The organism is Streptosporangium sp. NPDC049078, assembly GCF_040648855.1.
In the GTDB taxonomy this organism is placed as follows: domain Bacteria; phylum Actinomycetota; class Actinomycetes; order Streptosporangiales; family Streptosporangiaceae; genus Streptosporangium.
The window spans coordinates 17,224-41,721 of the sequence record NZ_JBEZEL010000006.1 but is presented as its reverse complement, the minus strand read 5'-3'; the positions used below and the strand labels follow the sequence as shown (position 1 = coordinate 41,721).

Genomic DNA, 24,498 nt, shown 5'->3' with positions numbered 1-24,498 from the left:
ACCGCGGACCGGGATCGTCATGGCGCGTCGTCCTACAGGAGGGTGCCCTGGGGATCGTTCCCCACGACCCGGCCGCGCAGCCATGTCGTACGGACCTCGCCCACCAGCGTCCTGCCGTGGTAGGGGGTGACCGGATTTTTGTGGTGAAGGGTGGAGACGTCCACCGTGTGGACGGCGTCGGCGTCGAAGGCGACGAGGTCGGCGTCCGCGCCCACGGCGATGGCGCCCTTGCCGCGCATCCCGGCCAGCGCGGCCGGGTGTTCCGCCATCCAGCGCACGACGTCGCCCAGGTCGTGCCCGCGCCGTGCCGCCTCGGTCCAGACGGCGGTGAGGCCGAGCTGCAGGGAGGAGATCCCACCCCAGGCGGCGGCGAAGTCGGGCACCTTCAGGTCGGGGGTGGACGGCGAGTGGTCGGAGACGACACAGTCGAGCACCCCGTCGGCGAGGCCGCGCCAGAGCTCGTCACGGTTGGCCGAGGAGCGGATCGGCGGGCAGCACTTGAACTGGGTGGCGCCCTCGGGCACCTCCTCGGCCATCAGCGTGAGGTAGTGCGGGCAGGTCTCCGCGGTGATCCTGACCCCCTCCCGCCTCGCCTTCGCCAGCGGTTCCAGGCACAGCGCGGACGACACGTGCAGGATGTGCGCCCGTACCCCGGTCTCCCCCGCCAGCGCGGCGACCCGTTCGACGGCGCGGCACTCGGCCTCTCCTGGCCGGGAGCCGAGGAACTCCGGGTATCCCGGTCCTTCCGGGTCGGCGAGCAGCGCGGGGTCCTCGGCGTGGACGACCAGCAGCCCGTCGAAGGAGGCGATCTCCACCATGGCGGCCCGCAACCCGTCCTCCTCCAGCGGCGGGAACTCGTCCACGCCGGACGGGGACAGGAAGCACTTGAACCCGCGCACGCCCGCCTCGTGCAGCGGCCGCAGGTCCCCGGCGTTTCCGGGGATCGCCCCGCCCCAGAAGGCGACGTCCACCGCGCACTGCCCGTCCGCGGCCTCGCGCTTCACGGTCAGGGCGTCCGCGTTCACGGTCGGCGGCAGCGAGTTGAGCGGCATGTCCACGATCGTGGTCACCCCGCCCGCGGCGGCCGCCCGGGTGGCGGAGGCGAACCCCTCCCAGTGGGTACGGCCCGGCTCGTTGACGTGCACGTGGGTGTCGACCAGGCCGGGCAGCAGCGCGACGTCGCCGAGGTCGACCTGCTCGACGGCGTCCGGCGCGGCGTCGTGCGAGTACACCCCGACGATCCTCCCGCCCCTCACGGCGACCGCCGCCGGGCACTCTCCCTCGGGCAGTACGACCCTGCGGGACCTGATGACCAGATCCGCCACGTCCTCAACCTCTGCGCTCATCCACTCTCCGTTCCTCACCGTCCATGAGCCGTCCATGAGCCGTCCATGAGCCGTCCATGAGCCGCCTGCCGGTCGGCCGCCTGTCAGAGGTGCCTTTCCGCGACCGTGCGCGCGAGCCGTTCCAGCAGCGGGCCCGCCTGGGACATGCACACGGCCGGGTCGGGCTCGATGTCGGTGAGCGCGTAGGCGGCGGTGATCCCCGCCGCGTTCAGCTCCTCGTCGCCCAGCGTGCGGCGCCCGCAGACCGCGACGACCGGGACGCCCGCCTTGGCGGCGGCGCTCGCGACCCCGGCGGGGGCCTTGCCGCGCAGTGTCTGCTCGTCGAGCGAACCCTCGCCGGTGATGACGAGGCGCGCGCCCTCAAGCCGGTCGCGGAAGCCGAGCAGCTCCAGGAGGTAGTCGATGCCGGGCCGGAAGTCGGCCGCGAGGAAGGCGAGCGCGGCGAAGCCCACTCCCCCGGCGGCGCCCGCGCCCGGCCGCCCCGCCACCCCCATCGAGCGGACGACACCGTCGTGCTCGATGGCGCCGACCAGTCCGTGGGTGTGCGCGGCGACGGCGGCGAGCCTGGCGAGTGCCCGGTCGAGCAGCTTCACGTCCTCGGGGCTCGCGCCCTTCTGCGGTCCGTACACGGCGGCGGCGCCGTGTGGGCCGAGCAGCGGGTTGTCCACGTCACCGGCGACGACGAACTCGACATCATCAATCGCGATAAGTCCCGAAATATCGATTTTTTCCAGGTCGCGGAGGGCCGCTCCCCCGAGGGGAAGTTCCCGTCCCCCGGAATCCAGGAAGCGGACGCCGAGCGCCCGCATCATGCCCGCGCCACCGTCGGTGCAGGCGCTGCCGCCGAGGCCGAGCACGACCCGCCTCGCCCCGCGCCGTACCGCGTGGGCGATCAGCTCGCCGGTGCCGTGACTGGTCGCGGTGAGCGGGGCGAGTTCCACCCCCTCGTGCGCGGGAGATCCCTCGGTGGCCGCGCGCCCCGAGGCGACCGGCAGCCGCCGCAGCCCTGACGCCTCGGCCAGCTCGACGACCGCCGTCGGCACGTCCACTCCCGCGAGGGCGCCCTCCCCCGAGGAGGCGTCGCACCAGGCGTAGGAGGCGAGGACCGATTCGCCGACGGGGCCGGTGACCTCGACCTCGACGCGGGTGAACCCGCAGGCCACGACCGCGTCCACGGTGCCGTCACCACCGTCGGCCACCGGTAACGCGACCGTGGCGACGCCCGGCCCGAGGCCCGCCGCGACCCGCGCGGCGACCTCGGCGCCGGTGAGCGAGCCCTTGAACTTGTCCGGGGCGATCACGACGTGTCCCGAAGACTCAGACAACCCTGCTCCCTGCTGACGGACGGGGGGCACGCGCCCCCGGCCGGCGTGACCGGCCGGGAGGCGGACGCCGGACCCCGATGAGACGGAGCACCATCATCACATTCGTCCCCGCGCGTCCTCGACGCCCGGCCCCGCGCCCCGTCTCATCCGCCGACCTCCTTCGCCGCCGTGAAGCCCTGCTCCTCGGCCAGCCGCATGAGACGGCGGTGCGCCTCGCCTCCCGCGCGGCCGAGCTCGTCCTGGGCGACGGTACGCAGTTCGTCGTCCTCGACGACGGTCTCGCCGCCGACCAGCAGGCGGGCCAGCGGAGGCTGCCGGGTGCCGAACACCAGGGCGCAGACCGGGTCGGCGACCGCGGAGGCGAAGGCGTCGGTGCGCCAGAGGGCGATGTCGGCGAGCTTGCCCGCCTCCAGGGAGCCGAGCTCCTCCTGGCGGCCCAGGTTTCTCGCCCCGCCGAGGGTCGCGATCTCCAGGGCCTGGCGCGCGGTGAGCGCGGTGGGCCCGTACCTCGCCCGCTGGAACAGCAGGGCCTGGCGCATCTCGCCGGAGAGGGAGGTGAGCTCGGCGGAGGCGCTGCCGTCCACGCCCAGGCCGACGTTCGCCCCCCGGTGGAGCATCTCGGAGACGCGGGCGATCCCGGCGCCGAGGCGGCCGTTGGAGCTGGGGCAGTGCGCCGAACCCGTACCGGTCTGGGCGAAGACGTCGATGTCGCCGTCGCTCAGGTGGACGGCGTGGGCGAACCACACGTCAGGGCCGAGCCAGCCGAGCTTCTCCATGTAGTCGACCGGGCGCTGCCCGACCTGCCGCAGGCAGTGCTCCTCCTCGTCGAGGGTCTCGGCGAGGTGGGTGTGCAGGCGCACGCCCTTGGACCTGGCCAGCGCGGCGGCCTCGGTCATCAGGTCGGCGCTGACGGAGAACGGCGAGCAGGGGGCGACCGCGACACGCAGCATGGAGGAGAAGGACGGGTCGTGGTAGGTGTCGACGGCCTCGGCCGTCGCCTCAAGGATCTCGTCCAGCCGCTCGACCACGACGTCCGGCGGCAGGCCGCCCTGCGACCTGCCCCGGTCCATCGAGCCCCGCGCGGGGTGGAAGCGGAGGCCGACCTGCCTCGCCGCCTCGATCTCCGCGGCGAACAGGTCCCCGCGCCCGGAGGGGAAGATGTAGTGGTGGTCGCTGGAGGTGGTGCAGCCCGACAGGGCCAGATAGCCCAGCCCCGCGCCCGCCGCGCCCCTGACGACCTCGGCGTCCATCGCGGCCCACACCTGGTAGAGCGCCGTCAGCCACTCGAACAGGGTGGCGTCCTGGGCGAGCCCCTGGGAGGCCCACTGGTAGAGGTGGTGGTGGGTGTTGACCAGGCCGGGGGTGGCGAGACAGCCGGTGCCGTCGATCCTGGCCGCCCCGGGGACGTCCGGCGCGGGGCCGGCGCCCAGGGCCAGGATCCTGTCGCCCTCGACGTGGATGTGCCCCGAGGGAATCTCCTCGCCCACCACCGGGGCGATGTGGACGTTCTCGATCAGGGTGGCGCTCACGAGGCCTCCGCCTTCCGCGCCGCGGCCAGACGCACGGCGTCGAGGATCTTCTCGTAGCCGGTGCACCGGCACAGGTTGCCCGCCAGGGCCTCGCGGATCTCCGCGTCGGACGGCCGCGCGACCCGTTCGATCAGGTCATGGGCCTGTACGAGGAGGCCGGGGGTGCAGAAGCCGCACTGGACGGCGCCGCACTCGACGAAGGCCTCCTGGATCGGGTCGAGCCGGTCGCCGTCGGCGAGCCCCTCGACGGTGCGGACCTCACGCCCCTCGGCCTGCCCGGCCGCGACCAGGCACGCGCAGACGGGGATCCCGTCGAGGTAGACCGTGCAGGAGCCGCACTCGCCCTGTTCGCACGCGTTCTTGGAACCGGGCAGGCCGACGCGCTCGCGCAGGACGTACAGGAGGCTCTCGCCCTCCCAGACGTCGTCGGCGACCTCCGTGCGACCGTTGACGGTGAAGGTGACGCGCATCATCCGGCCCTCCTCTCGAAGTGTCCCGAGCGGAACTCGTTCCACGCCCAGGTGAGGGTGCGCCGCGCCATCACCGCGATGGCGTGGCGCCGGTAGTCGGCGGTGCCGCGCACGTCGTCGATCGGGGAGACGGATCCGGCCGCCAGTTCCCCGAAGCGTTCCAGCACCCCGGGGTCGAGCCTGGCCTCCCAGTCGAGCTCGGCGGCGAGGAACTCCTCGGCGGCGACGGCCCGGCGGGGGGTCGGGGCGGCCGAGCCGATGCCGGTGCCGACCCGGCGCTCGCCGGGGTGCAGCGCGATCGCGAACGAGCAGACCGCGATCACCATGGCGTTGCGGGTGCCGACCTTGGAGAAGTACTGGGGGCCGCTCGCGGGGCTCATCCAGAACGCCCGGATCAGCTCGTCGGCCTCCAGCGCGCTGCGCTTGACCCCGAGGTAGAACTCGTCGGCCGGAATCATCCGCGTCCCCCTGTCCGCGGACTCGACCTCCACGACCGCGCCGCCGGCCAGGAGCGGCGGGTGGCTGTCCCCCGCGGGCGACGCGGCGCCGAGGTTGCCCCCCACGGTGCCGCGGTTGCGGATCTGCGGCGAGCCGACCGTGCGGGAGGCCTGCGCCAGGCCGGGGAGCCGGTCGCCCAGCTCGCCGATCAGGCGGGCGTACGTCACGCCCGCGCCGATCCTGAGCCTGCCGTCCGCCTCCTCGCTCCACGCCGTGAGCTCGGCGACGCGGTTCAGGTCGAGCAGCGCGGCGGGCCGCCGCACGTCGAAGTTGAGCTCGACCATCATGTCGGTGCCGCCCTGGATGGGCACGGCCTCCGGCAGGTCGGCCTTGGCGGCGAGTGCCTCCGCCCAGGTGGCGGGTCGCAGGAAGTCCATGGTCGTCACTCCCAGGCGAAGCGGGCGTCGGGGGCGTCGTCGCGGAGCACGTCGCCCTCGATCAGCCCGTAGGGACGGTCGGCCGCGTAGAACACCTCGTTGGGGTTGTCCAGCCCGAACGGGGTGAGGTCGACCAGGAAGTGATGTTTGTTGGGCATCGCCAGACGCACCTCGCAGACCTCCTCTCTGGCGTTCAGTACCCGCTCGCCCATCGCGTAAAGGGTCTGCTGCAGCGACAGGCTGTAGGTCTCGGCGAACGCCCCGAGCAGGTGGCGGCGCACCTCGTCGTACGACTCCCGGTACGCCGTCCGCTGCCCGGCCACCCCCGGCAGGTGCCGCCAGCGGGCCGAGACGGCGGTGGCGAGGACCCGGTCCTTGGTGGGGGCGAGGGTGGTGTACTCGTCCTGGATGAAGCCGGAGAACTCCGAGTCGGTCGAGTTGAGCACCGTCAGGTCCTTCAGCCCGGAGACCACGGTGGTGGTGCCGTCGCGGTCGTGGTGGACGACGCAGGTGCGCGTCTCCCTTCCCGAGCGGACGAAGGAGTGCCGCCCGCCCTTCCTCTCGGCCTCCTCCGACACCGGGATGCGGTCCCAGAAGTGCTCCTCGATCTCCACGCGGGCGTGGTGGACGGTGGGCTGCGCCTCCACGTAGTGACGGGCCAGCAGGATCGCGAAGTCCTCGATCTCCGCCACGCCGTACTTCCTGGCGAACGCGTACACGGTGTTCTTCTGCGTGTCGGTCGGCAGGACCGCGGCGTTGTCGCCGGTGAGGTGGACCTCCTCCATCGTGCCCGACAGCGCCGAGCCGACGGTGACGTCCTTGATGTGGTGGACGCCGCCGTCCCTGACGACGCGGACCAGGCGGGTCTCCGCCTTGCCGTAGCGGTTGGGACCGAGAACGACGGCCATCTAGCTCCCTCGATACGTCGAGTAGGCGAACGGGCTGAGCAGCAGGGGAACGTGGTGGTGCTCACCGGGGTCCGCCACCGTGAAGTCGATCGAGACCCGGGGGTAGAAGGCGTCCACCGCGCGGGCGGCGAAGTAGCCGCCGGTGTCGAAGACCAGGCGGTGCTCTCCCGCCCCGCAGGTCCACCCCGCGATCCGCCCGTCGGCGTCGGTGACCCCCTCGGCGAGCACCTCGCCGTCCCTTTCCAGGCGTACGGCGACCCCCGCCGCGGGCCTGCCCAGGGCGGCGTCCAGCACGTGGGTGGACAGGCTCATGGGGCGGCTCCCAGAAGTTTCGCCAGTCGCAGGCGGGTGATCTTCGCGAGTTCGGTCCTGACGACGTCCCGCTCGGTGTCCTCGTCGTTGCCGAGCCGCTCGGTGAGACGGGCCAGCATCTCCTCCGCCGACAGACCGGTGGCGCAGATCAGGTAGACGTGGCCGAACCGCCGCTCGTAGGCGCGGTTGCCCTCCGCCAACCTGTCGAGGACGTCCTTCCCCGCCGTGTCCACCCCCGCCTGCTCCCCGCGCGACCAGGCCGCCTCCCTTTCCGAGTGTTCCGGACGTTCCTGGCGTTCCGGGTGCTCCGGGTGCTCCGGGTGTCCTTCCGGGCGATCGGCCGGCCCGGGACCCGGCACCGGCCCTCCCTCGCGGGACGGCTCCTCGGCGGGGGGCCGCTCCGCCGCGCGAGGCGGCTCGCCGATCCGGGGGTGGGCGGCCAGCGCCTCGCGGACACCGGACCAGTCCAGCCCTCGTACGACGGCCTCCGCCGTCTCGGCCAGCCGGTCGAGGTCACGGTAGGGGCGTGACGCGGCCACCTCCCTGGCGAAGGTCCGGCAGGCGCAGCAGGCGAGCAGACCGGCCTCGGCCTCCTCGGCGCCCAGCGCGTTGAACGCGGCCAGCCCCGAAACCGGCGGCGCGGAGTTCACGTTAGGCATGGCAGCAGTACACACACCACCGGTGTGTGTGGTCCAGCGCCACGAAGCGCAAACTGAGCCATGATTTGCCCCGGATTTTCGTAACATGCTCCAAACTCGTTGATCTCCACCCTCCGCCCGTCTCCGTGGCGGGCGAGGTCACACGATAAGAAACGCCGATCGCCGGGAGCGGGGCGGCCCCCTGGACGGTGCCTAAGATGTTTGCACTATGACTTCACTCTCCCTCATCGGCGGGCACGTCTCCGTCACCGGTGGCCTCGCCAAGGGCGGGTTGCGCTACGCCGCGGACATCGGCGCCGAGATGATCCAGGTGTTCGTCAGCAACCCCCGCGGCTGGGCGCTCGCCGCAGGCGACCCCGTCCAGGACGCCAAGCTGCGCGAATCGGGCATGCTCTCCTTCGTGCACGCCTCCTACCTGGTCAACATGGGATCTCCCAGTCCCGAGACGCTGGAGAAGTCGGTGGCCGCCGTGCGGCACAACCTGCTGCGTGCCCACGCGATCGGCGCGAAGGGAGTGGTGATCCACACGGGGTCGGCGGTGAGCCAGTCCCGCGAGGCCGCCCTGCGGCAGTTGCACGAGCATCTTCTGCCGCTCCTGGAGGAGATCCCCGAGGACGGCCCCGACCTGTTGCTGGAGTCGATGGCCGGGCAGGGCGGGGTCCTCTGCGCGACCGTCCAGGACCTGGAGCCCTACCTGGAGGCCCTCGGCTGGCACCCGAAGGCGGGCATCTGCTTCGACACCTGTCACGTCTTCTCCGCCGGGCACGACCTGTCGACCTCCGAGGGCCTCAACGAGACCCTGGACGCCCTGCACGCCATCGCCCCCGGGCGGCTCAAACTGGTCCACGCCAACGACTCCAAGGACCCGTGCGCCTCCAGGAGGGACCGGCACGAGAACATCGGCGCCGGCCACATCGGCGCCGCGTCCTTCGCCGAGATGATGCGCCACCCCGTGGTGGCGGGCGTCCCGTTCTGCATCGAGACGCCGGGCGGCGCGGAGAAGCACCGCGAGGACATCGACCTGCTCAAGAAGCTCCGCGACACCTGACGCGACGACCGGCCGCCTTCCGGTGTTCGTCCCGGTCTCACCCGCCTGTTCGGCTCGGCGTTCGCCCGGACGATCGTCTCGGTGTTCCTTCCGGCCTCCGTCCGGGCGTTCGCCGTCCGACGGAGCCCGCGTCACCGGGCTCGTGGGGTCGGACGGGACGCCCGTCCTCGTGATCCGACCGCCCCCGTGTGGCCGGATCACGGTCCGGCCCGTCGGCTACGCGCGGGCGTCCCGTCATATCGGAGATCGGCGGCCCCTCCCCTTTTGGCCGAGGACCCGGCGGCCGAGTGACCGGATGTCGCCGGCTCTCGACGGTCACCCGATGTCCGCACGTCAGGTCTTACCCGAGCCTCGCGGCTCTCTGTCCCCCCCTGACGCGGCGGGTCCCGCTCTCCGATGAGGGAACACTAGAGGCGCGTCCAGACGAGCGAGCGGCGCTTTCCCTCCAGCGCGATTAACGGTTCGTAGTTGTCGATGTGCGGAGAGCGTCGGCACGACGAGCGGCCGTCGGCGGACGACGAACGGTCGATCGGGGGCTCGTGGAGCCTGTGTGGACACCGGTACGGAGAGATGTCGGCAGGGCGCACGAAACGCCCGCGACCGGGAGTCCGGCGACGGCGGGTGGGCGCCCCAGGCGGAGGCGTCTACGCGTGGCACTGGCCTCCCCGGCCCGCCACCGAGGCGGGTGCGGGTCACCCTGGACCCGATCGCTCTGAACGGACACATGTCGCCCTGGACCAACCGCCGGGACGGGTGCGGGTCACCCCGAGCCGGTTGTCGGGGGCGGCGATCGGGGACACGGACGAAGGTCCACCGGCCGAAGGTGGGCATGCCGGTGTCCACACGGGCGTGAATCGCCACAGGAGGCCGCGACGGCGCCGACCCCAGGGGGAAACTCCCGCGGCGGTCTACGGCCGCGAGAGGAGTGAGTAGCCGCCGGGAAAACCCGCACGGGGTCCGGCAGGACGCCGTGAAAGCCACAAAAGACGGAGAACGGGCGGGGCACGCCCCCGGCCCCGCGTCTTCGAGCGGTGAGTCCTGATCGTCGGCGCCAGGTTCGCGTCGGCGAAGCCGACGAAACCGGTGCGGAACTCCCCGCCGGAGCCGGGCCGGCGCGACGGAACTCCCGTGAGAAAGGGGCGGCCGGATCCGCTGGACGGGCCCCTCGATCCGCGAGGGAGACGCGGGTGGCTAGCGCAGGGCGGCGGAGGGCAGGGGCCTGGTCCGGGTCACGCCGGGAACGGCCGGACGGTCGCGGAACTGGCGGACGAGCCGCTCGCGGACCTGGCGGGTGTGGCGGCGGCTGACCGGGAGCGTCTCGGTGCCGACCCTGAGCATCACCCGGCCGCCGTCGAAGCGCAGCTCGCTCACGTGCCGCACCGAGACGAGCGTGCTGCGGTGCACCCTGATGAACCCCGATCCCGCCCACCGCCGCTCCAGCGCGGCGAGCGGCATGCGGACCAGGTAGCTGCCCTCGTCGGTGTGCAGCCGGACGTAGTCCCCCTGCGCCTCGGCGAACCAGACCGCCTGCTGGGGCACGAACCTCGTCCGTCCGGCGAGCTCGACCGGGATGACGTCCTCGGGCACGAGGGCGGGCGCCGCGGGAACCATGGACTCCAGACGCCGCACCGCCTCGGCCAGCCGGTCGGCCCTGACCGGTTTGAGCAGGTAGTCCACCGCCTCCAGCTCGAAGGCCTGCACCGCGCAATCCTCGTGGGCGGTGACGAAGACCAGCCGGGGCGGGTTGGGGAAGCCCGCGATGAGCCTGCCCAGGTCGAGGCCGTCGAGGCCGGGCATCCGGATGTCGAGGAAGACCCCGTCCAGCCGCTCGCCCGTACCGATCATCTGGACCATGTCCTGGAGCGCGGTGACGCCGCCCAGGGCTGTGGAGACGTGCTCGATCCGGGGGTCCTGGCGGAGGAGATGGGCGATCTCCTCAAGAGCGGGGACCTCGTCGTCAACGGCAAGGACTCGCAACATGGCCCTACGCTGCCCTTCCAATCGCATCCGCCGCAAGCCTCACGGCGACTTCAGGTAATAGTTTGACTACAAATAGCTATCGGCGGTGGGAGCTTGGGAACGCGGAGCCTCACCGTGGTGCCCGCGTTCGGGGCACTCTCCACGACCAGGCCGTAGTCCTCTCCGTACATCTGACGGAACCGCACGTCGACTTCGGCCAGCCCGATCCCACCCTCCCCGTCCTCGGGCGGGCCTCCCGGTGAGCCCTCATGTGAGCCTTCACGCGGGAGGCCGCCGTCGAGGAGCAGCCGGGTCCGCTCGGGTGGCATGCCCAGGCCGTCGTCCTGCACGCTGATGTGGGCCTCGGGTCCGGCGTCGCTGACGACCACCCGGACCTCGCCGCGCTGTCCCGCGGCGGCCACCCCGTGCTTGACGGCGTTCTCCACCAGGGGTTGCAGGCAGAGGAACGGGACGGAGAGCGACAGCACCTCCGGCGCGACCTTGAGGGTGACGTGCAGCCGGTCGCCGAACCTGGCACGTTCCAGCAGCAGGTAGCGATCCACGCAGTGCAGCTCCTCGGCGAGGGTGGCGAAGTCACGGGCCCGGCGCAGCGCGTACCGGTTGAAGTCGGCGAACTCCACCAGCAGTTCCCGCGCCCGGTCGGGGTCGGTACGGACGAACGAGGCGATGGTGGTCAGCGCGTTGTAGACGAAGTGCGGGGACATCTGGGCGCGCAGCACCCGCATCTCGGCCTCCATCGTCCGCCGCCGCGAGGAGGCGACCTCGGCCAGCTCCAGCTGCCCGGAGACCCAGCGGGCGACCTCGGTGACGGTACGCGCCAGTGCCGCGCCCATCACGGTGTCGTACGCGGCGAGTGCGCCGACCACCCGCCCGTCGACGGTGAGCGGTACGACGACGCCGCTCCGGATGACGCAGCCCGGTGTGCCACAGCTCAGATCCTGTCCTGCCACCGCCCGAGGGCCGGCCGGGGCCAGGACGCCGCGGGCGTGCTCGGGCAGGTGGTCGCGATGGCAGCCCGCCGCGCCGTCCCAGGCGAGCAGGCCGCCGGTGTCGGCGACCGCGACGGCGCCGGTGCCCAGCAGGGCGCGCAGGTGGCGGGCCGCCTTGCCGGCGGACTCGCGGGTGAGCCCGGCCCGCAGCGAGGGTGCCGCCATCGCCGCGATGTGCAGTGCGAGGAAGGTGGCCTCGTCCATCGGGGTGCCCGAACGGTCCGGATGCTCCCGGCGCGGGCGGGGGAGGAGGAATCCGAGGATGGCGCTGAAGGCGCAGAGCAGCGTCCAGCCGGTGGTCGACATGCGGGAAACGGTAGTCAACCGACCCCTCTGATCAGGGGCGAACACCGATCACGGTGGACCTTCGCCCGCTTCCTCCTGATAGGAGTAGCGCTGCTCACGCCAGGGGTCGGCGATGTTGTGGTAGCCGCGCTCCTCCCAGAAACCGCGCCTGTCCTCCAGCAGGTACTCCACGGCGCGGACCCACTTGACGCTCTTCCAGGCGTACAGGTGCGGGACGATCATCCGCACCGGGAAGCCGCGCTCCGGGGAGATGGGTTTCTCGTCGAACTCCAGCGCGAACATCGTCTGAGGACGGGTGAAGTCGCCGATGCGGATGTTGGCGCTGTAGCCGTACTCACCCCAGATCATCACGTGCCTCACGTCGGGCGCGGGCGGGGCGATCTCCATCAGCGTCGCCGTGGACACCCCGTTCCACTCGTTGCCCATGATCGAGAACTTGGTGACGCAGTGGAAGTCGGCCACGATCGTGGTGCGTGGCAGTTCCGAGAACTGCGGCCAGCTGAAGCGGTGCTGCTCGCCGGAGGCGGTCGCCCCCATGACGTGCAGCTGCCAGGTCGCCGGGCGGAACGTGGGCACCCGGCCGTAGTGGATCACCGGCCTGCCCCGGGGGACGTACTGGCCCGGGGGCAGGCGAGACTCCTCCGAAGGTTCGGACTGCTCCACCATCACTCCCCTCGCCGTTTCCCCCATGGCACGGGGTAATCCTGCCATCGCGGATTTCCCGGCCTCTCGGTGGCTGTCGCATAGCGCTCTTCTGCCTGGCCCCGGGGTCGCGGGAAGGGTGTGCTCTCCGCGTGCGCTATCATTTCCCGCTATGCGCACCGCGTTCTGGTTTTGGTATGGCGACGGACCCTCAGGTCGGACCGTTCGCCTCCAGATGCTGCGCTGACAGCCTGGCGAACAGAAGGCCCCGGGTCCGGTTTTCGGACCCGGGGCCTTCTGCTTTTCCGGCCTTCGTCGAGAACGTCACAACCACTGCGGGAAACATCGGAGCCGGCCGGGATCGGCGGGCGCCGACGGAGTGATCGAGAGGGAGAGAAATGGTCATCGTCATGGGTCCGGACGCCACGCGGGAGGACGTCGAGTCGATCGTGAAGATCATCAGCTCGGTGGGAGGGGAGGCGTTCGTCAGCCGGGGGGTGAGCCGCACGATCATCGGCCTGGTCGGCGACATCGCCCAGTTCGCCACCCTCGACCTGCGCGGGATGCCCGGGGTGGCCGACGTGATGCGGGTGAGCGCGCCGTACAAGCTGGTGAGCCGCGACAACCATCCCGAACGGTCCACCGTCCGCGTCGGCGGCGTGCCGATCGGCCCGGACACGGTCACCCTGATCGCCGGGCCGTGCGCGGTGGAGACCCCGGAGCAGACCCTGAAGGCCGCCCTGATGGCGAAGGCCGCCGGTGCCACCCTGCTGCGCGGCGGCGCCTACAAGCCCCGCACCTCCCCGTACGCCTTCCAGGGGCTCGGTGAGGCGGGCCTGCGCATCCTCGCCGACGTGCGCGAGGAGACCGGGCTTCCCGTCGTCACCGAGGTCGTCGACGCCGCCGACGTCGAACTGGTCGCCTCCTACGCCGACATGCTCCAGGTCGGCACCCGCAACGCGCAGAACTTCGCGCTGCTGCAGGCCGTCGGCGCCGCCGGCAAGCCGGTGATGCTCAAGCGCGGGATGAGCGCCACCATCGAGGAGTGGCTGATGGCCGCCGAGTACGTCGCCCAGCGCGGCAACCTCGACATCGTGCTGTGCGAGCGCGGCATCCGCACCTTCGAGACCGCCACCCGCAACACCCTGGACGTCTCGGCGGTGCCGCTCGCCCAGCGGCTTTCGCACCTGCCGGTGATCGTCGACCCGTCCCACTCGGGCGGGCACCGCGACCTGGTCCTGCCCCTCACCCGCGCGGCCATCGCCGTCGGCGCCGACGGTGTGATCATCGATGTGCACCCGAATCCCGCCCAGGCCCTCTGCGACGGCCCTCAGGCGCTGGTCGACGCAGACCTGGAGGAGCTCGCCCAGGTGATGGAGCACCTCCCGCCGCTGCTGGGCAAGGTCGCCGCCGGCGACCTCCTCGCCCCCGCCTGACGGGAGCCGCCGGTTCGGTCTCACCGGTCGGCTCGGCGGCCCCTCAGTAGCGCCCCTGTGGCCCTCGTGGTCCTCGTGGCCCCTCGGTGGCCCCGTAGCACCCCCTCGGGCGACGCCCGTCGCCCGAGGGGAACGGTTCAGGCGTCGAGCCTGTACTCCTGCAGAGACCCGGCGAGCTGGACGGCGAGTTCCTCGGCGTCCAGGCGGCGCTCGATCTTCTTCAGGTCGGCGACCTTCGCGGCGGTCTCGGCCCGGCGGGGGGCGAGAAGCGTGCAGCAGTCCTCGTCGGGCAGCTCGGAGATCGCCAGGGTGCCGATGCGGCGCGCCTCGGCCATGATCTCGGTCTTGTCGAGGCCGATGAGGGGGCGCAGGATCGGCATGTCGACGGCGTCGTCCTGGGCGGTGATGTTCTGCAGCGTCTGCGAGGAGACCTGTCCCAGGGAGTCACCGGTGACCAGGGCGCCGGCGCGCAGGCGACGGGCGACCTCCTCGCCGGTCTTCAGCATCAGGCGCCGCTGGGTGATGATCGCCAGGCGGTCCTGCCCCGAAGCCTTGATCGACTGCTGGGCCTTGCCGAAGGGGACGACCCACAGCCGGGACCCGCCCTGGAACTTGTCGAGCGCTCTGACCAGCGCGTACGCCTTGTAGATGGACTCGGAGGTGGTGAAGGGGATGCCGGAGAAGTGCAGGAAGTCGACCCGCAGGCCCCGGCGCATCATCCGGTAGGCGGCCACCGGGGAGTCGATGCCGCCCGACATCAGCACCAGGCCCCTGCCGCTGGTGCCGACCGGCAGCCCGCCCTGGCCGGGCTGCCCGCCGGTGAAGACGAACGCCTCGTCGCGGTCGACCTCGATGGAGACGACCAGCTCCGGGCGCTTCAGGTCGACCGGCAGGCCGTAGATGTCGTTGAGCTCGCCGCCGACCGAGCGGTCCAGCTGCATCGAGGTGAGCGGGAAGCGCTTGTCGCGGCGACGGGAGCGGACCGCGAAGGAGACGCCGCGCCTCACGTCGTCGCGGTCGGCCAGCAACTCGATGGCCGCCTTGGTGATCGCCGAGGGGTCCTTCTCCACCCGCCAGGCGCGGTGCACCCAGACCAGGCCGGGGACGTACGAGACGCGCTCGGCGACCGCGTCGGCGACCTCGACCTCGCTGCCGTCCGGCAGGAAGAGCGCGATGACACCGTGGCGCTGCCGTACGTCGACCTTGACGCCGACGTCCTTCAGGGCGGCCTTGATGTTGGCCTGCAACCTGCGTTCGAAGAGCTCGCGGTTGTTGCCCTTGAGGACGACCTCGCCCAGTTTGAGCAGAACGCAGGGCTCGCCCAAGGCGGACATGGTCATGGTGCGACCTCCGGTGGAGCTTCGAGGGGAACGGGGAGTCGGGGACGTCGGGGAGTCACCGTCAGGGAGTCGTCAGGGAGTCACCGTCAAGTCTCTCGCGTGCTCGCGCAAAGACAACGTCTCGACCTTGCCACTTTAGTCGCGCCGTCAATCCGATTGCGCCGTCACCCGGATCGTCGCCCGCACCCCGCCGAGACCCGTCCACGTGATCGCCGTCCGGAGCGCCTCCGCCCTTCGGCGAAACCCGTCCGCGTGATCGCCGTCCGGACGCCTCCGCCGCACCCGGGTCGTCCCTACGACCCGTCGAGGCCCTGTTCGATCGCGTAGCGGACCAGTTGCACCCGATTGTGGAGCTGGAGCTTGTTCAGCGTGTTCTGGACATGGTTCTGCACCGTCCGGTGGGAGAGCACGAGACGCTCGGCGATCTGCTTGTACGACAGGCCCTTGGCCACCAGGCGGAGCACCTCGGTCTCCCGCTCGGTCAGGCGGGGCGTCGCCTCGGGCGCGGGTCTGGCCGCCAGCCTGCGGTACTCCCCCAGGACGAGTCCCGCCAGCCCTGGAGTGAACACCGCGTCGCCCTCGGCGGTACGCCTGACCGCGTCGAGGAACTCCTCCTTGCTCGCGGATTTCAGGAGATATCCCGACGCGCCCGCCTTGATGGCCTCCAGTACGTCCTCCTGCTCGCCGCTGGCCGACAGGACCAGCACCCGGGGCGGCGAATCAGCGGCGGCCAGGCTCCTCGCCACCTCGACCCCCGGCAGGTCGGGCAGTTGCAGATCGAGCACGACCAGCTCCGGCCGGACCGCCGCGGCCACCCGGACGGCTTGGCGCCCCTCCCCGACCGTGGCCACGACCTCGTACCCGGCCTCGGCCAGATCCCTGGCCACCCCGTCCCTCCACATCGGGTGGTCGTCCACCACCATCACGCGCATTGGCCCACCTTAGGACTGTTCCGTCCCGGGCGACACGCCTGGAGCGCCGGTCGAGTACAGCCCACGCGGTGTTCGGCCTTCGGGTGAACCGCAGGTCGCGACAGGTCGGCCCGGCCGCGTCCAATGTTGATCAACACTTTGTGCGGTCACTCGACCGGCTCTCTCACCGACCTAACCGACCGGGACCGACATCTCGATCTCGGTACCCCGGCCGGGACCCGAGATCACGGTGACCGTGCCGCCGAGGTCGGCGATACGGCCCCTGATGGACTGCGCGACACCGAGGCGCCCGTCGGCGGCGGCTTCCTCCAGGCGTCCGGGAGCGATGCCCGGCCCCTCGTCCCGCACCGTCACGGTGACCAGCCCGTCCTCGCCCTCGGCGAAGACCCAGGCGGGCGCCCGCGCCCCGCAGTGGCGGGCGACGTTGTCCAGGGCGGCCCCGACCGCGGCGGCCAGCTCCGTCGCGGTGGCCGCGGGCAGGGTGAGCGGGGTCGCCGGGGCGGCGACGGTGACCGTGGCCGAGCCGTACCGGTGCAGCAGTGCGCACAGGTCCGCGGTGCCGAGGGCGGGCGGCTCCGGCCTGAGCCTGACCAGCTCGCGCAGGGCGGCCTCCTGCTCGCCCGCGAGCCTGCCCAGCTCGGCCGCCTCACCACCGATCTCCTGCCCGCGTCGCTGGACCAGCGCGAGCACCTGGAGCACCGAGTCGTGGATTCCCCTCGCGAGCCGTTCCCGCTCCCGGCCGGCCGCCTCCAGCTCGATCGCCTGCTGCATGCGTTCCTCGGCCTTCTTGGCCAGCCGGGCGACGTGCCCGACGACCACACCGGCGAGGAAGAGCAGGACGGTGCCGTTGATCGGCAGCGTCTCGAAGTCGCCACCGGGAATGCCGTGCAGCCACAGGTCGGCGAGCGAGACGATCAGCGCGGCCACCGCCCCCAGCCGCCGCCCGCCGTACACTCCCCAGGCGAGCACCGCCCCGCCCATCCAGGTGCCGGTGATCGGCAGGCTGCCCTGCTGGTAGACGCCCTGTACGGCCGGGGTGGCGAGCAGGCAACCCATGGTCACGAGCATGTCGGCGGCGAGCAGTGGCCGGCCGCGGAACTCCTCGACGGAGTAGGCGAAGATCGTCGCCACGGTCCACAGCGCCATGACGCCGATCACCACCCAGCCGGTCGCCGGGTGGGCGTACCCTCCGGCGCGGATGAGCAGGACCGCCGCGTACGCGAGGGACGCGACGCGGAAGACCGCGATCGCACGCCAGAACGGATCCTCGATTCCCGTCACCCGTCGCCCGCACCTTTCATCGGATAGGCGACGAGCCGCTCATCGGAAAGGCGACGAGCCGCGATGATTCGCCGACGAGAGATCCGTCACTCTTCGGCTCCCGTTCGTCCCCGAGCGGTTCGCGCCCGGTGGGTCCCGGAGCGAGGAGGGCGATGGTGTACGGCTTGCGCCCCCGCTTCTGCCTGGTCAAGGCGCAAGCCGTACACGGAGGGGAATCGCGGGCGGCCGCCCTGCCGGGAGGTTAGGAGAGGCCGCTTGCAGAACGCTTGCAGGCGTCCCCGCAAGGGGGACGCCTCGGAAAGCGTGGCTCAGCCGAAGAAGACCTCGGCCTCCTCGTAACGGCCGGTCGGCACGGTCTTCAGCTCCTTGGTGGCCTCGTCGAGACCGACCCGGACGATCTCGGTGCCCTGAAGGGCGACCATCTTCCCGAAGTCGCCCTCCTGCACCGCGTCGATCGCCTGCAGGCCGAACCGGGTGGCCAGCACCCGGTCGAAGGCCGTGGGGGTGCCACCGCGCTGGATGTGGCCGAGCACGGTGGTGCGGGCCTCCTTGCCGGTGCGCTTCTCGATCTCCTTGGCGAGGGTCTCGCCGATGCCGCCGAGCCGCACGTGCCCGAAGGCGTCGAGCTCGCCCGCCTGCAGCGCCATCTGGCCCTCGACCGGGTGCGCACCCTCGGCCACGACGATGATCGGCGCGTACTTCGTCTCGAAGCGGGACTCGACGTAGGCGCACACCTTGTCGATGTCGAAGGGCTTCTCCGGGATGAGGATGACGTTGGCGCCGCCCGCCATTCCGGCGTGCAGGGCGATCCAGCCCGCGTGGCGGCCCATGACCTCGCAGATCAGCGCGCGGTGGTGGGACTCGGCCGTGGTGTGCAGCCGGTCGATCGCCTCGACGGCGATGTTGACGGCCGTGTCGAAGCCGAAGGTGTAGTCGGTCGCGTTGAGGTCGTTGTCGATCGTCTTGGGCACGCCGACGACCTTCACGCCCTTGTCGAAGAGCTGCTTGGCCACGCCGAGGGTGTCCTCGCCGCCGATCGCGATCAGCGCGTCGACCCCGCTCTTCGCGAGGTTCTCCTTGATCCTCTCAACGCCGTTTTCGATCTTGATCGGGTTCGTCCGCGACGAGCCCAGGATCGTTCCGCCACGGGGCAGGATTCCACGTACGGCATTGATGTCGAGCGGCATGGTCTCGCCCTCGAGGGGACCCCGCCAGCCGTCGCGGAACCCGACGAACTCATGCCCGTGAACACCCACTCCCTTGCGCACGACGGCGCGGATAACGGCGTTCAGGCCGGGGCAGTCGCCGCCGCCGGTGAGCACTCCGATACGCATGGCATCCTCCGGTAATGAGTGTCGGTTCAAGATGGCCAGACTAGGTGGCTTGGTCGTCCGGCAACGGATTTTCGCCACCGACGCAACGCATTCTGCCCGCAGATGCGCCCAGTGGTCTAGACCAAGTGTAGTCGTCCTCACATGTCGTTTCTCACGATCGACGGCGGAGCGCACGGGCCGCGCGGGGGCGCCCCTCTCCTCCCGCGTCCTGCCCGGCGCGCACGTCGGAGGCTCACCGGACGCCTCGGGAAAGCCTCCGGTGAGCACCTTCACGACGAGGGCGGCGGGGGCCCTGCGGGAGCGGCCGTGTGACAGCGCCCTGTGACGGCGTCCTATGACAGGGCCCCATGACGGTGTCCATGACGGGGCCCTATGGCAAGGGCAGTACGCAGGAGGGGGTGCCGACGGCGAAGACCTCTTCCGCGGGCTGAGGGAGGCCGGACCTGAGCGGGAGCACGGCGACGCCGTTCGAGCGCTGGTTGGCCACGTACATGTGACCGTCGGCGATGGCGAAGTGCCGCGGCCAGACACCGCCGCAGGGAACCTCGGCCACCCGCTCCGGTTCGGGGCCGGAGAAGACCGAGATCGTGTCGGGCCCGCGGTTGGCGACGTAGACGAGGCCGCCGGAGACCTCCAGGTGCGAGGGCTGGTTGTGCCCCTCGCTCCCACTGGCCGCGACGACCGCGATCTCGCGCCACTGCCCGCCGGAGGGACCGGAGGCGTCGGAGACCTCGTAGACGCGCACGGTGCCGTCCAGTTCGCCCGCCACGTACCAGTGGCCGTCCGACCAGGCCATGTGCCGGGGCCCCATGCCGGACGCGAGCCGCACCGGCCCCGCGGGGTGCGGGACCACCTCGTCCCCGACCAGGTAGCGGCGGATCTCGTCGGAGCCCAGGTCGCTCACGTGCAGCACCCCGTCGGGGCCGAAGACCGCCTGGTGGGCGTGGGCGCCCTCACGGTAGGGGAAGATCCACACATCGGTCAGGAGGCCGGATCCGTCGATGCCGTGCACGCTGACCGTGCCGTCGCCGTAGTTGGTCACCGCCAGACGCGTGCCCGTGGGGTCCACCGCGAGGTGGCAGGGGGCCGATCCCTCACTGGGCCGCTGCGCGAGCGGGCTCAGCGTGCCGTCCTCGGCTCGGGCGAAGACGCCGACGGTGCCGCGCTCGCTCTCTCCCACCGCGTACAGGATCGGGAGGGTGGGGTGGACGGTGAGGAAGGAGGGACCGGAGGCCGTCGTCTCCCCGAGCCGCGCGAGGCTCCCCAGCTCGACCAGGGTGATCCCCGGCCCGGACCCGTCGGTGTCGGGGGTGTACCCACCGATGTACGCGACCTCAGCCATCATGCTCCCGTCATGGGCACGGCACGCGCCGCCCCCAGAATCATCATCCGTTCTCGGGCAAAATGCGAAGTTAGCGCAGTGAACGGCCGATCTCACATCGGCCCGTGCCGATTAATTCATTGACTGCGTCAATAAATCGGTTGATGCTGTCAAGCATGGAAAGACACGTGGCGGACGTCCGCGCCTTCAACCGCTTCTACACCGGGCACATCGGCCTGCTTCACCAGGGGATCCTCGACAGCTCCTACTCGCTCACCGAGGTGAGGGTGCTGTTCGAGCTGGACCGGGCGGGCCGGATGGAGGCGAGCGAGCTGCGGCGGCTGCTCGGCCTCGACGCCGGATACCTCAGCCGGATGCTCGGCAGGTTCGAGGGCGAAGGGCTCGTGGTGCGCGAGCGGTCCACCGCCGACGCGCGGCGGCAGGTGGTCGAGCTGACCGGCGAGGGCAGGACGAGGTTCGCGGGCTTCGACGAGCGCGCGGCGGCGGAGGTGCGCGAACTGCTCGCCGGACTGACCGAGGAGGACCGCGGACGGCTGGTCGCGAGCATGGCGACGATCGAGGAGATCCTCGGCCGCGCGCCGAAGCCGGACCGGCCGTACGTCATCCGCCCGCCACGTCCCGGCGACCTCGGCTGGGTGGTCTACCGCCACGGCGCGCTCTACAGCCAGGAGCAGGGCTGGGGGATGGACTTCGAGGCGCTGGTGGCCGGGGTCGTGGCCGAATACGTGAACGACCACGACCCCCGGCGCGAGGCGGGCTGGATCGCCGAGGTGGACGGCGAGCGCGCCGGGTGCGTCTTCTGCGTACGCAGGGACGACGAGACGGCGCAGCTGCGGATGCTGCTCGTCGAGCCGTCCGCGCGCGGCATGGGGATCGGCACCCATCTGGTGGACGAGTGCATGCGCTTCGCCAGGGCCGCCGGATACCGGCGGATGATGCTGTGGACCAGGGACGTGCTGCTGGGCGCGAGGCGCATCTACCGGGCGGCGGGCTTCGAGCTGGTCGAGAAGGAGCGGGGCCGGGACGGCAAGGACGGCAAGGACGGCAAGGACGGCAAGGACTTCGTCGAGGAGATCTGGGCCCGCGACCTCTGACCCCGTGGAGGAGATCTGGACCCGCGATCCCCGGCCCTTTCTTCGAGGAGACCCGGGCCTGCGACCTCTGACCCCACCCCCTTCGCGGCGGAGCGGGAGCGCCGGATCCGCCACGACGGCGCGTCTCCCCGCCGGACGTGCCCGCCCTCCGTCCGGCGGGTGGGCGGACGGGGTTCAGCCGGACAGGCCGATGCGGGCGTGGAGGCGGCGCAGGGGGCCCGGGGCCCACCAGTTGGCCTCACCGGCCAGGCGCATCGTGGCGGGAACCAGGATCGCGCGGATCACCGTCGCGTCCACGAGGATCGCCACCGCCATCCCCACGCCCAGCATCTGCACGAAGACCACCTCCGCGGTGCCGTAGGCCGCGAACGACACCGCCAGGATCCCGCCCGCCGCCGTGATGAGGGGGGCACCGCGCTGGAGCCCGGTCACCACGGCCCCCGAGGTGTCGCCGGTCAGGTCGTACTCCTCCTTGATCCGTGACAGCAGGAAGACCTCGTAGTCCATCGAGAGCCCGTACGCGACGCAGAACATCAGGATCGGGATGCTCGGATCGAGGGTCCCCGTGGGGGTGAAGCCCAGCCACCCCGACAGGTTGCCGTCCTGGTAGATCCAGACCAGGGCGCCGAACATGACCGAGAGGCTGAGCAGGTTGAGCACCGTCGCCTTGAACGGGATCAGCACACTGCCCGTCATCACGAACAGCACCGCGAAGGTGATCGCCAAAACCAGTCCGAGCAGCGGCGGCAGCCGCTCGATCACGGCCTGCCGGTAGTCGGCCAGCTCGGCCGGGTAGCCGCCGACCAGCACCTCGAACGGCGCCTTCAGCGCCCTGACGTCGTGGACCAGCCGAACGGGGTCGTCCTCCATCAGCTCTGCGGAGGGGACCACCGACAGCCAGGTGCCCCCGGCTCCCGCGAACCTCGACGGGTCTCCGGCCGAGATCCGGGCGCCCTTCGCGTACGACCCGGCGGCGGAGTCGACCTGGGCGACGCCCGGGAGGCGGGAGAGCGCGGCGGCGTAACCGGGCACGGCCTCGGGGGGCGCTCCGGCCGCGCCCACGGAGACGACCTGGAGGGCGTCGGTCTCCTCGGCGGGGAACTCCGCGCGGATCACGTCCGAGGTCTGCCTGGCGGGCGCGGACACGGGCAGGACACGGTCGTCGGCGACGCCGAAGCGCAGGCCGAGGAAGGGTGAGCCGAGCAGCAGGAGCACCGCGGCCGCGACCCCGCCGTAGACGACCGGCCTGCGCATGACGCGGGCCGCCAGGCCGCGCCAGAGGGTTCCTCCCGCCGCCCCGGGCCGGCGCGACAGCACCCGGTCGCCGACGGCGGCGAGGATCGCGGGCAGCACGACCACGGCGCCGACCACTCCCCCTGCGACGACCGCGATCCCGGCATAGGCGAAGGAGCGGAAGAAGTCGAAGGGCATGAACAGGAGCACGCTCAGCGAGGCGGCGACCGTCACCCCACTGAAGATCACCGTACGGCCGGCCCGCTCGACGGCGTGGGCGACCGCCTCGTGCCTGTCCCTGCCCAGCCCCACCTCCTCCCGGAAACGGGCGATCATGAACAGCGAGTAGTCGACGCCCAGGCCGAGTCCCATGGCCAGGGTGAGATTCAGCGCGAACGTCGACACGTCCGCGTACAGGAGCGGTATCCGCAGCAGCGCCAGCCCGATCACCATGGCCAGCGCGCCGAGCACGACCGGTAGCACCGCGGCGAGGACGCGCCGCAGGTGGACCCAGAGCAGTACGAGCACGATGGGGACGACGACCAGCTCGGCACGGACGAAGTCCTGCCTGGCCAGGGGCACGGCCTGGCGGAAGACCTCCTCGCCGCCGCCCGCCCTGACGGTGGTCGCGGCGTCGCCGCGCAGGACCTCGGGAATGATCTTTGGCAGGATCTCGGAGCGGACCCGATCGGCGTCGCCGGGGATGCGGGCGACCACGAGCGCGTGCCTGCCGTCCTCGCTGCGCAGCGTGGCGGGGTTGCCCCGCGACCAGTAGGACGCCGTCTCGGCCACGCCCTCGAAAGCCGCCAACCGGGTGGTGAGCGCCCGTCCGGAGGCGGCGACGGCGGGGGTGTCGACGGTCCCGCTCCTGGCGGTGACCAGGAGGACCAGGTCGGCGCTCCCTGTGCCGAACCTCCCGGCCAGCTCCGCCTGCGCCCGGTCGGACTCCGAGCCGGGCGCCTCGTACCTGGCCAGGGAGAGCGCGGACACCGTACCCGAGGCCAGCGCTCCCAGCACGACGGCGCCGAGTAGGGCGAGGACCATCACCAGGCGGCGTCGCCGTACGAGGAGGCGGCCGAGCCGTCTCAGCGGCGGCCCGGGAGGCGCCGCGACCGGACGCGGATCAGTCTTCATGATCATCCCCGAAATTCGGTAAACTGCTCGTGTTTTAGGGTTCGAGACAGAAATACAAGTAAATGCTCGTATTTGTCAACGGGATGACGCATGCCTGAGAAACGTCCGGCGACCGGACAGCCGGCGGACGACCGGCCCACGACCGCGCGAAGGACCGGTGGGCGGGCGACCGCCCGGCACGCCACCGACCAAGCCGCCGACGACCAGGCCGGCGACAGCCGGGCCGCGACCGCGCGGCGGCCGGTCAGACGGCAGGCGCGCGGCCTCAGGCGGATGGAGGAGATCCTCGACGCCGCCGAGGAGGTGATCGCCGAGGTCGGCTACGCCGACATGACCACGAACGCGGTGGCCGAGCGGGCGAGCATGTCCCCGGGCTCGCTTTACCAGTTCTTCCGCAACAAGGAGGAGATCCTGGACGGCCTGCTCAGCCGCTTCACCGATGGGCGGAGCGCGCACTGGGAGGCCAGGCTCACCGGCGACGCCATACGGATGCCCGCGGCCGACCTGATCGACCAGGTGGTCGACGAGATCGTCGCCTACAAGGCCTCCCGCCCGGCCTACTGGGCCCTGCTGCACGGCTCCGCCACCGGCGACCGGCTGGCGACGGCGTCCGAGCGGCTCCACCGGGACATCGCCCGGCGCATCGCCGAGGCCCTCTCCGTACGCGCACCCCGCCTCGGCGAGGAGCGGCGCCTGCTGATCGCCACGATGATGCTGGCCACCATCAGGGCGGTGCTCCCGCTGGTCGCGGCCGGACCGCCGGAACGCGCGGCGGAACTGACCACCGAACTCAAGACCCTGCTCACGGGCTACCTGTCGGCCTCCACGGACTCCGGCGGGGAACCGGGAACCTGAATCACCGGCCCGGAAGACCCGCACGGCCGGCCATGAACCTTGAGGTCAGGCCCCTGTCCTGGCCACTCCCTAATTCCCTCTTTATAGATAGGTATTATGTGGTTACTATCGGGGGCACCACCCCGTTC

Annotated in this window: 21 protein-coding genes; 4 read left to right on the top strand and 17 right to left on the bottom strand. The window is 71.6% G+C overall.

The genetic code is table 11. The annotated features are described in order from the left end of the window. Positions 1–32 precede the first annotated feature (32 nt). The 8 genes from allB to AB0B90_RS11370 all read right to left on the bottom strand — a co-directional run bounded on the left by allB (position 33) and on the right by AB0B90_RS11370 (position 7,424). On the bottom strand, positions 33–1,346 hold the full coding sequence (gene allB, locus AB0B90_RS11405) for an allantoinase AllB (protein ID WP_362922270.1): 1,314 nt from the start codon (positions 1,344–1,346) through the stop codon (positions 33–35). Between the two features lie 83 nt (positions 1,347–1,429). Further along, positions 1,430–2,671: a glycerate kinase gene (locus tag AB0B90_RS11400; RefSeq protein WP_362922268.1), complete on the bottom strand. Its 1,242-nt coding sequence runs from the start codon at positions 2,669–2,671 to the stop codon at positions 1,430–1,432. Between the two features lie 143 nt (positions 2,672–2,814). Continuing rightward, positions 2,815–4,200, bottom strand: coding sequence for an 8-oxoguanine deaminase (locus AB0B90_RS11395; RefSeq protein WP_362922266.1), 1,386 nt, complete (start codon positions 4,198–4,200; stop codon positions 2,815–2,817). Further along, positions 4,197–4,670, bottom strand: a complete 474-nt coding sequence (locus AB0B90_RS11390; RefSeq protein WP_350948143.1) for a (2Fe-2S)-binding protein — start codon at positions 4,668–4,670, stop codon at positions 4,197–4,199. The genes AB0B90_RS11395 and AB0B90_RS11390 overlap by 4 nt, the downstream gene beginning before the upstream one ends. Further along, complete coding sequence (locus AB0B90_RS11385; protein WP_350948015.1) at positions 4,670–5,545, bottom strand: FAD binding domain-containing protein; 876 nt, start codon at positions 5,543–5,545, stop codon at positions 4,670–4,672. The genes AB0B90_RS11390 and AB0B90_RS11385 overlap by 1 nt, the downstream gene beginning before the upstream one ends. A 5-nt stretch (positions 5,546–5,550) precedes the next feature. Next, positions 5,551–6,453: a factor-independent urate hydroxylase gene (gene pucL / locus AB0B90_RS11380; RefSeq protein ID WP_362922263.1), complete on the bottom strand. Its 903-nt coding sequence runs from the start codon at positions 6,451–6,453 to the stop codon at positions 5,551–5,553. Next, on the bottom strand, positions 6,454–6,765 hold the full coding sequence (gene uraH, locus AB0B90_RS11375; protein ID WP_350948013.1) for a hydroxyisourate hydrolase: 312 nt from the start codon (positions 6,763–6,765) through the stop codon (positions 6,454–6,456). Further along, a complete protein-coding gene (locus AB0B90_RS11370) occupies positions 6,762–7,424 on the bottom strand; it encodes a 2-oxo-4-hydroxy-4-carboxy-5-ureidoimidazoline decarboxylase (protein ID WP_362922261.1) in 663 nt (220 codons plus the stop codon). Before AB0B90_RS11370 ends, uraH begins: the two co-directional genes overlap by 4 nt. 208 nt (positions 7,425–7,632) lie before the next feature. Between AB0B90_RS11370 and AB0B90_RS11365 the strand changes: the two genes are divergently transcribed. Continuing rightward, positions 7,633–8,472, top strand: a complete 840-nt coding sequence (locus tag AB0B90_RS11365; protein ID WP_350948011.1) for a deoxyribonuclease IV — start codon at positions 7,633–7,635, stop codon at positions 8,470–8,472. A gap of 1,191 nt (positions 8,473–9,663) precedes the next feature. On the opposite strand, the gene AB0B90_RS11360 is transcribed toward AB0B90_RS11365, so the two are convergent. From AB0B90_RS11360 to AB0B90_RS11350, 3 genes are read right to left on the bottom strand one after another with little or no spacing between them, the layout of a single operon-like run. Then, entirely contained in the window at positions 9,664–10,452 is a 789-nt protein-coding gene (locus tag AB0B90_RS11360) for a LytTR family DNA-binding domain-containing protein (protein WP_350948010.1), read from the bottom strand. Positions 10,453–10,502: 50 nt separating this feature from the next. Then, complete coding sequence (locus tag AB0B90_RS11355; RefSeq protein ID WP_350948009.1) at positions 10,503–11,747, bottom strand: histidine kinase; 1,245 nt, start codon at positions 11,745–11,747, stop codon at positions 10,503–10,505. A 48-nt stretch (positions 11,748–11,795) separates the two neighbouring features. Next, positions 11,796–12,437 carry a molybdopterin-dependent oxidoreductase gene (locus AB0B90_RS11350; protein WP_362895602.1) on the bottom strand — a complete coding sequence of 214 codons (642 nt, stop codon included), beginning with the start codon at positions 12,435–12,437 and terminating at the stop codon, positions 11,796–11,798. 350 nt (positions 12,438–12,787) lie between these two features. Here AB0B90_RS11350 and aroF point away from each other — a divergent pair, with 350 nt between their 5' ends. Beyond that, positions 12,788–13,825, top strand: coding sequence for a 3-deoxy-7-phosphoheptulonate synthase (gene aroF, locus AB0B90_RS11345; protein WP_350948008.1), 1,038 nt, complete (start codon positions 12,788–12,790; stop codon positions 13,823–13,825). Between the two features lie 137 nt (positions 13,826–13,962). Here aroF and thiI read toward each other — a convergent pair whose 3' ends face one another. The 5 genes from thiI to AB0B90_RS11320 form a co-directional block, all read right to left on the bottom strand. After that, positions 13,963–15,165, bottom strand: a complete 1,203-nt coding sequence (gene thiI / locus AB0B90_RS11340) for a tRNA uracil 4-sulfurtransferase ThiI (protein ID WP_350948007.1) — start codon at positions 15,163–15,165, stop codon at positions 13,963–13,965. Between the two features lie 293 nt (positions 15,166–15,458). Further along, positions 15,459–16,088 (bottom strand): response regulator transcription factor, encoded by a 630-nt coding sequence (locus tag AB0B90_RS11335; RefSeq protein WP_350948141.1) that lies wholly within the window; start codon positions 16,086–16,088, stop codon positions 15,459–15,461. Between the two features lie 180 nt (positions 16,089–16,268). Continuing rightward, the gene (locus AB0B90_RS11330) at positions 16,269–17,378 is read right to left on the bottom strand and encodes a DUF5931 domain-containing protein (protein WP_362922258.1); all 1,110 of its coding nucleotides are present in this window, start codon (positions 17,376–17,378) and stop codon (positions 16,269–16,271) included. Between the two features lie 308 nt (positions 17,379–17,686). Beyond that, a complete protein-coding gene (locus tag AB0B90_RS11325; protein ID WP_350948005.1) occupies positions 17,687–18,712 on the bottom strand; it encodes a 6-phosphofructokinase in 1,026 nt (341 codons plus the stop codon). Between the two features lie 370 nt (positions 18,713–19,082). Beyond that, positions 19,083–20,054 (bottom strand): beta-propeller fold lactonase family protein, encoded by a 972-nt coding sequence (locus AB0B90_RS11320; RefSeq protein WP_362922256.1) that lies wholly within the window; start codon positions 20,052–20,054, stop codon positions 19,083–19,085. Between the two features lie 155 nt (positions 20,055–20,209). Between AB0B90_RS11320 and AB0B90_RS11315 the strand changes: the two genes are divergently transcribed. Beyond that, positions 20,210–21,148, top strand: a complete 939-nt coding sequence (locus tag AB0B90_RS11315) for a bifunctional helix-turn-helix transcriptional regulator/GNAT family N-acetyltransferase (protein WP_362922254.1) — start codon at positions 20,210–20,212, stop codon at positions 21,146–21,148. A gap of 174 nt (positions 21,149–21,322) precedes the next feature. Here the strand turns inward: AB0B90_RS11315 and AB0B90_RS11310 are convergent, their stop codons facing one another. Next, the gene (locus AB0B90_RS11310; protein WP_350948002.1) at positions 21,323–23,515 is read right to left on the bottom strand and encodes an MMPL family transporter; all 2,193 of its coding nucleotides are present in this window, start codon (positions 23,513–23,515) and stop codon (positions 21,323–21,325) included. A gap of 90 nt (positions 23,516–23,605) precedes the next feature. On the opposite strand from AB0B90_RS11310, the gene AB0B90_RS11305 reads away from it, so the two are divergent. Further along, positions 23,606–24,370 (top strand): TetR/AcrR family transcriptional regulator, encoded by a 765-nt coding sequence (locus AB0B90_RS11305; protein WP_362922252.1) that lies wholly within the window; start codon positions 23,606–23,608, stop codon positions 24,368–24,370. The last annotated feature ends 128 nt before the right edge of the window (positions 24,371–24,498 follow it).

Excerpts from the sequence above, each read along its gene's own strand:
- allB (WP_362922270.1), bottom strand. The coding sequence starts at position 1,346 with ATGAGCGCAGAGGTTGAGGACGTGGCGGATCTGGTCATCAGGTCCCGC.
- AB0B90_RS11390 (WP_350948143.1), bottom strand. The coding sequence starts at position 4,670 with ATGCGCGTCACCTTCACCGTCAACGGTCGCACGGAGGTCGCCGACGAC.
- AB0B90_RS11385 (WP_350948015.1), bottom strand. The coding sequence starts at position 5,545 with ATGGACTTCCTGCGACCCGCCACCTGGGCGGAGGCACTCGCCGCCAAG.
- pucL (WP_362922263.1), bottom strand. The coding sequence starts at position 6,453 with ATGGCCGTCGTTCTCGGTCCCAACCGCTACGGCAAGGCGGAGACCCGC.
- uraH (WP_350948013.1), bottom strand. The coding sequence starts at position 6,765 with ATGAGCCTGTCCACCCACGTGCTGGACGCCGCCCTGGGCAGGCCCGCG.
- AB0B90_RS11370 (WP_362922261.1), bottom strand. The coding sequence starts at position 7,424 with ATGCCTAACGTGAACTCCGCGCCGCCGGTTTCGGGGCTGGCCGCGTTC.
- AB0B90_RS11365 (WP_350948011.1), top strand. The coding sequence starts at position 7,633 with ATGACTTCACTCTCCCTCATCGGCGGGCACGTCTCCGTCACCGGTGGC.
- AB0B90_RS11360 (WP_350948010.1), bottom strand. The coding sequence starts at position 10,452 with ATGTTGCGAGTCCTTGCCGTTGACGACGAGGTCCCCGCTCTTGAGGAG.
- AB0B90_RS11355 (WP_350948009.1), bottom strand. The coding sequence starts at position 11,747 with ATGTCGACCACCGGCTGGACGCTGCTCTGCGCCTTCAGCGCCATCCTC.
- AB0B90_RS11350 (WP_362895602.1), bottom strand. The coding sequence starts at position 12,437 with ATGGGGGAAACGGCGAGGGGAGTGATGGTGGAGCAGTCCGAACCTTCG.
- aroF (WP_350948008.1), top strand. The coding sequence starts at position 12,788 with ATGGTCATCGTCATGGGTCCGGACGCCACGCGGGAGGACGTCGAGTCG.
- thiI (WP_350948007.1), bottom strand. The coding sequence starts at position 15,165 with ATGACCATGTCCGCCTTGGGCGAGCCCTGCGTTCTGCTCAAACTGGGC.
- AB0B90_RS11335 (WP_350948141.1), bottom strand. The coding sequence starts at position 16,088 with ATGGTGGTGGACGACCACCCGATGTGGAGGGACGGGGTGGCCAGGGAT.
- AB0B90_RS11325 (WP_350948005.1), bottom strand. The coding sequence starts at position 18,712 with ATGCGTATCGGAGTGCTCACCGGCGGCGGCGACTGCCCCGGCCTGAAC.
- AB0B90_RS11320 (WP_362922256.1), bottom strand. The coding sequence starts at position 20,054 with ATGGCTGAGGTCGCGTACATCGGTGGGTACACCCCCGACACCGACGGG.
- AB0B90_RS11315 (WP_362922254.1), top strand. The coding sequence starts at position 20,210 with ATGGAAAGACACGTGGCGGACGTCCGCGCCTTCAACCGCTTCTACACC.
- AB0B90_RS11310 (WP_350948002.1), bottom strand. The coding sequence starts at position 23,515 with ATGAAGACTGATCCGCGTCCGGTCGCGGCGCCTCCCGGGCCGCCGCTG.
- AB0B90_RS11305 (WP_362922252.1), top strand. The coding sequence starts at position 23,606 with ATGCCTGAGAAACGTCCGGCGACCGGACAGCCGGCGGACGACCGGCCC.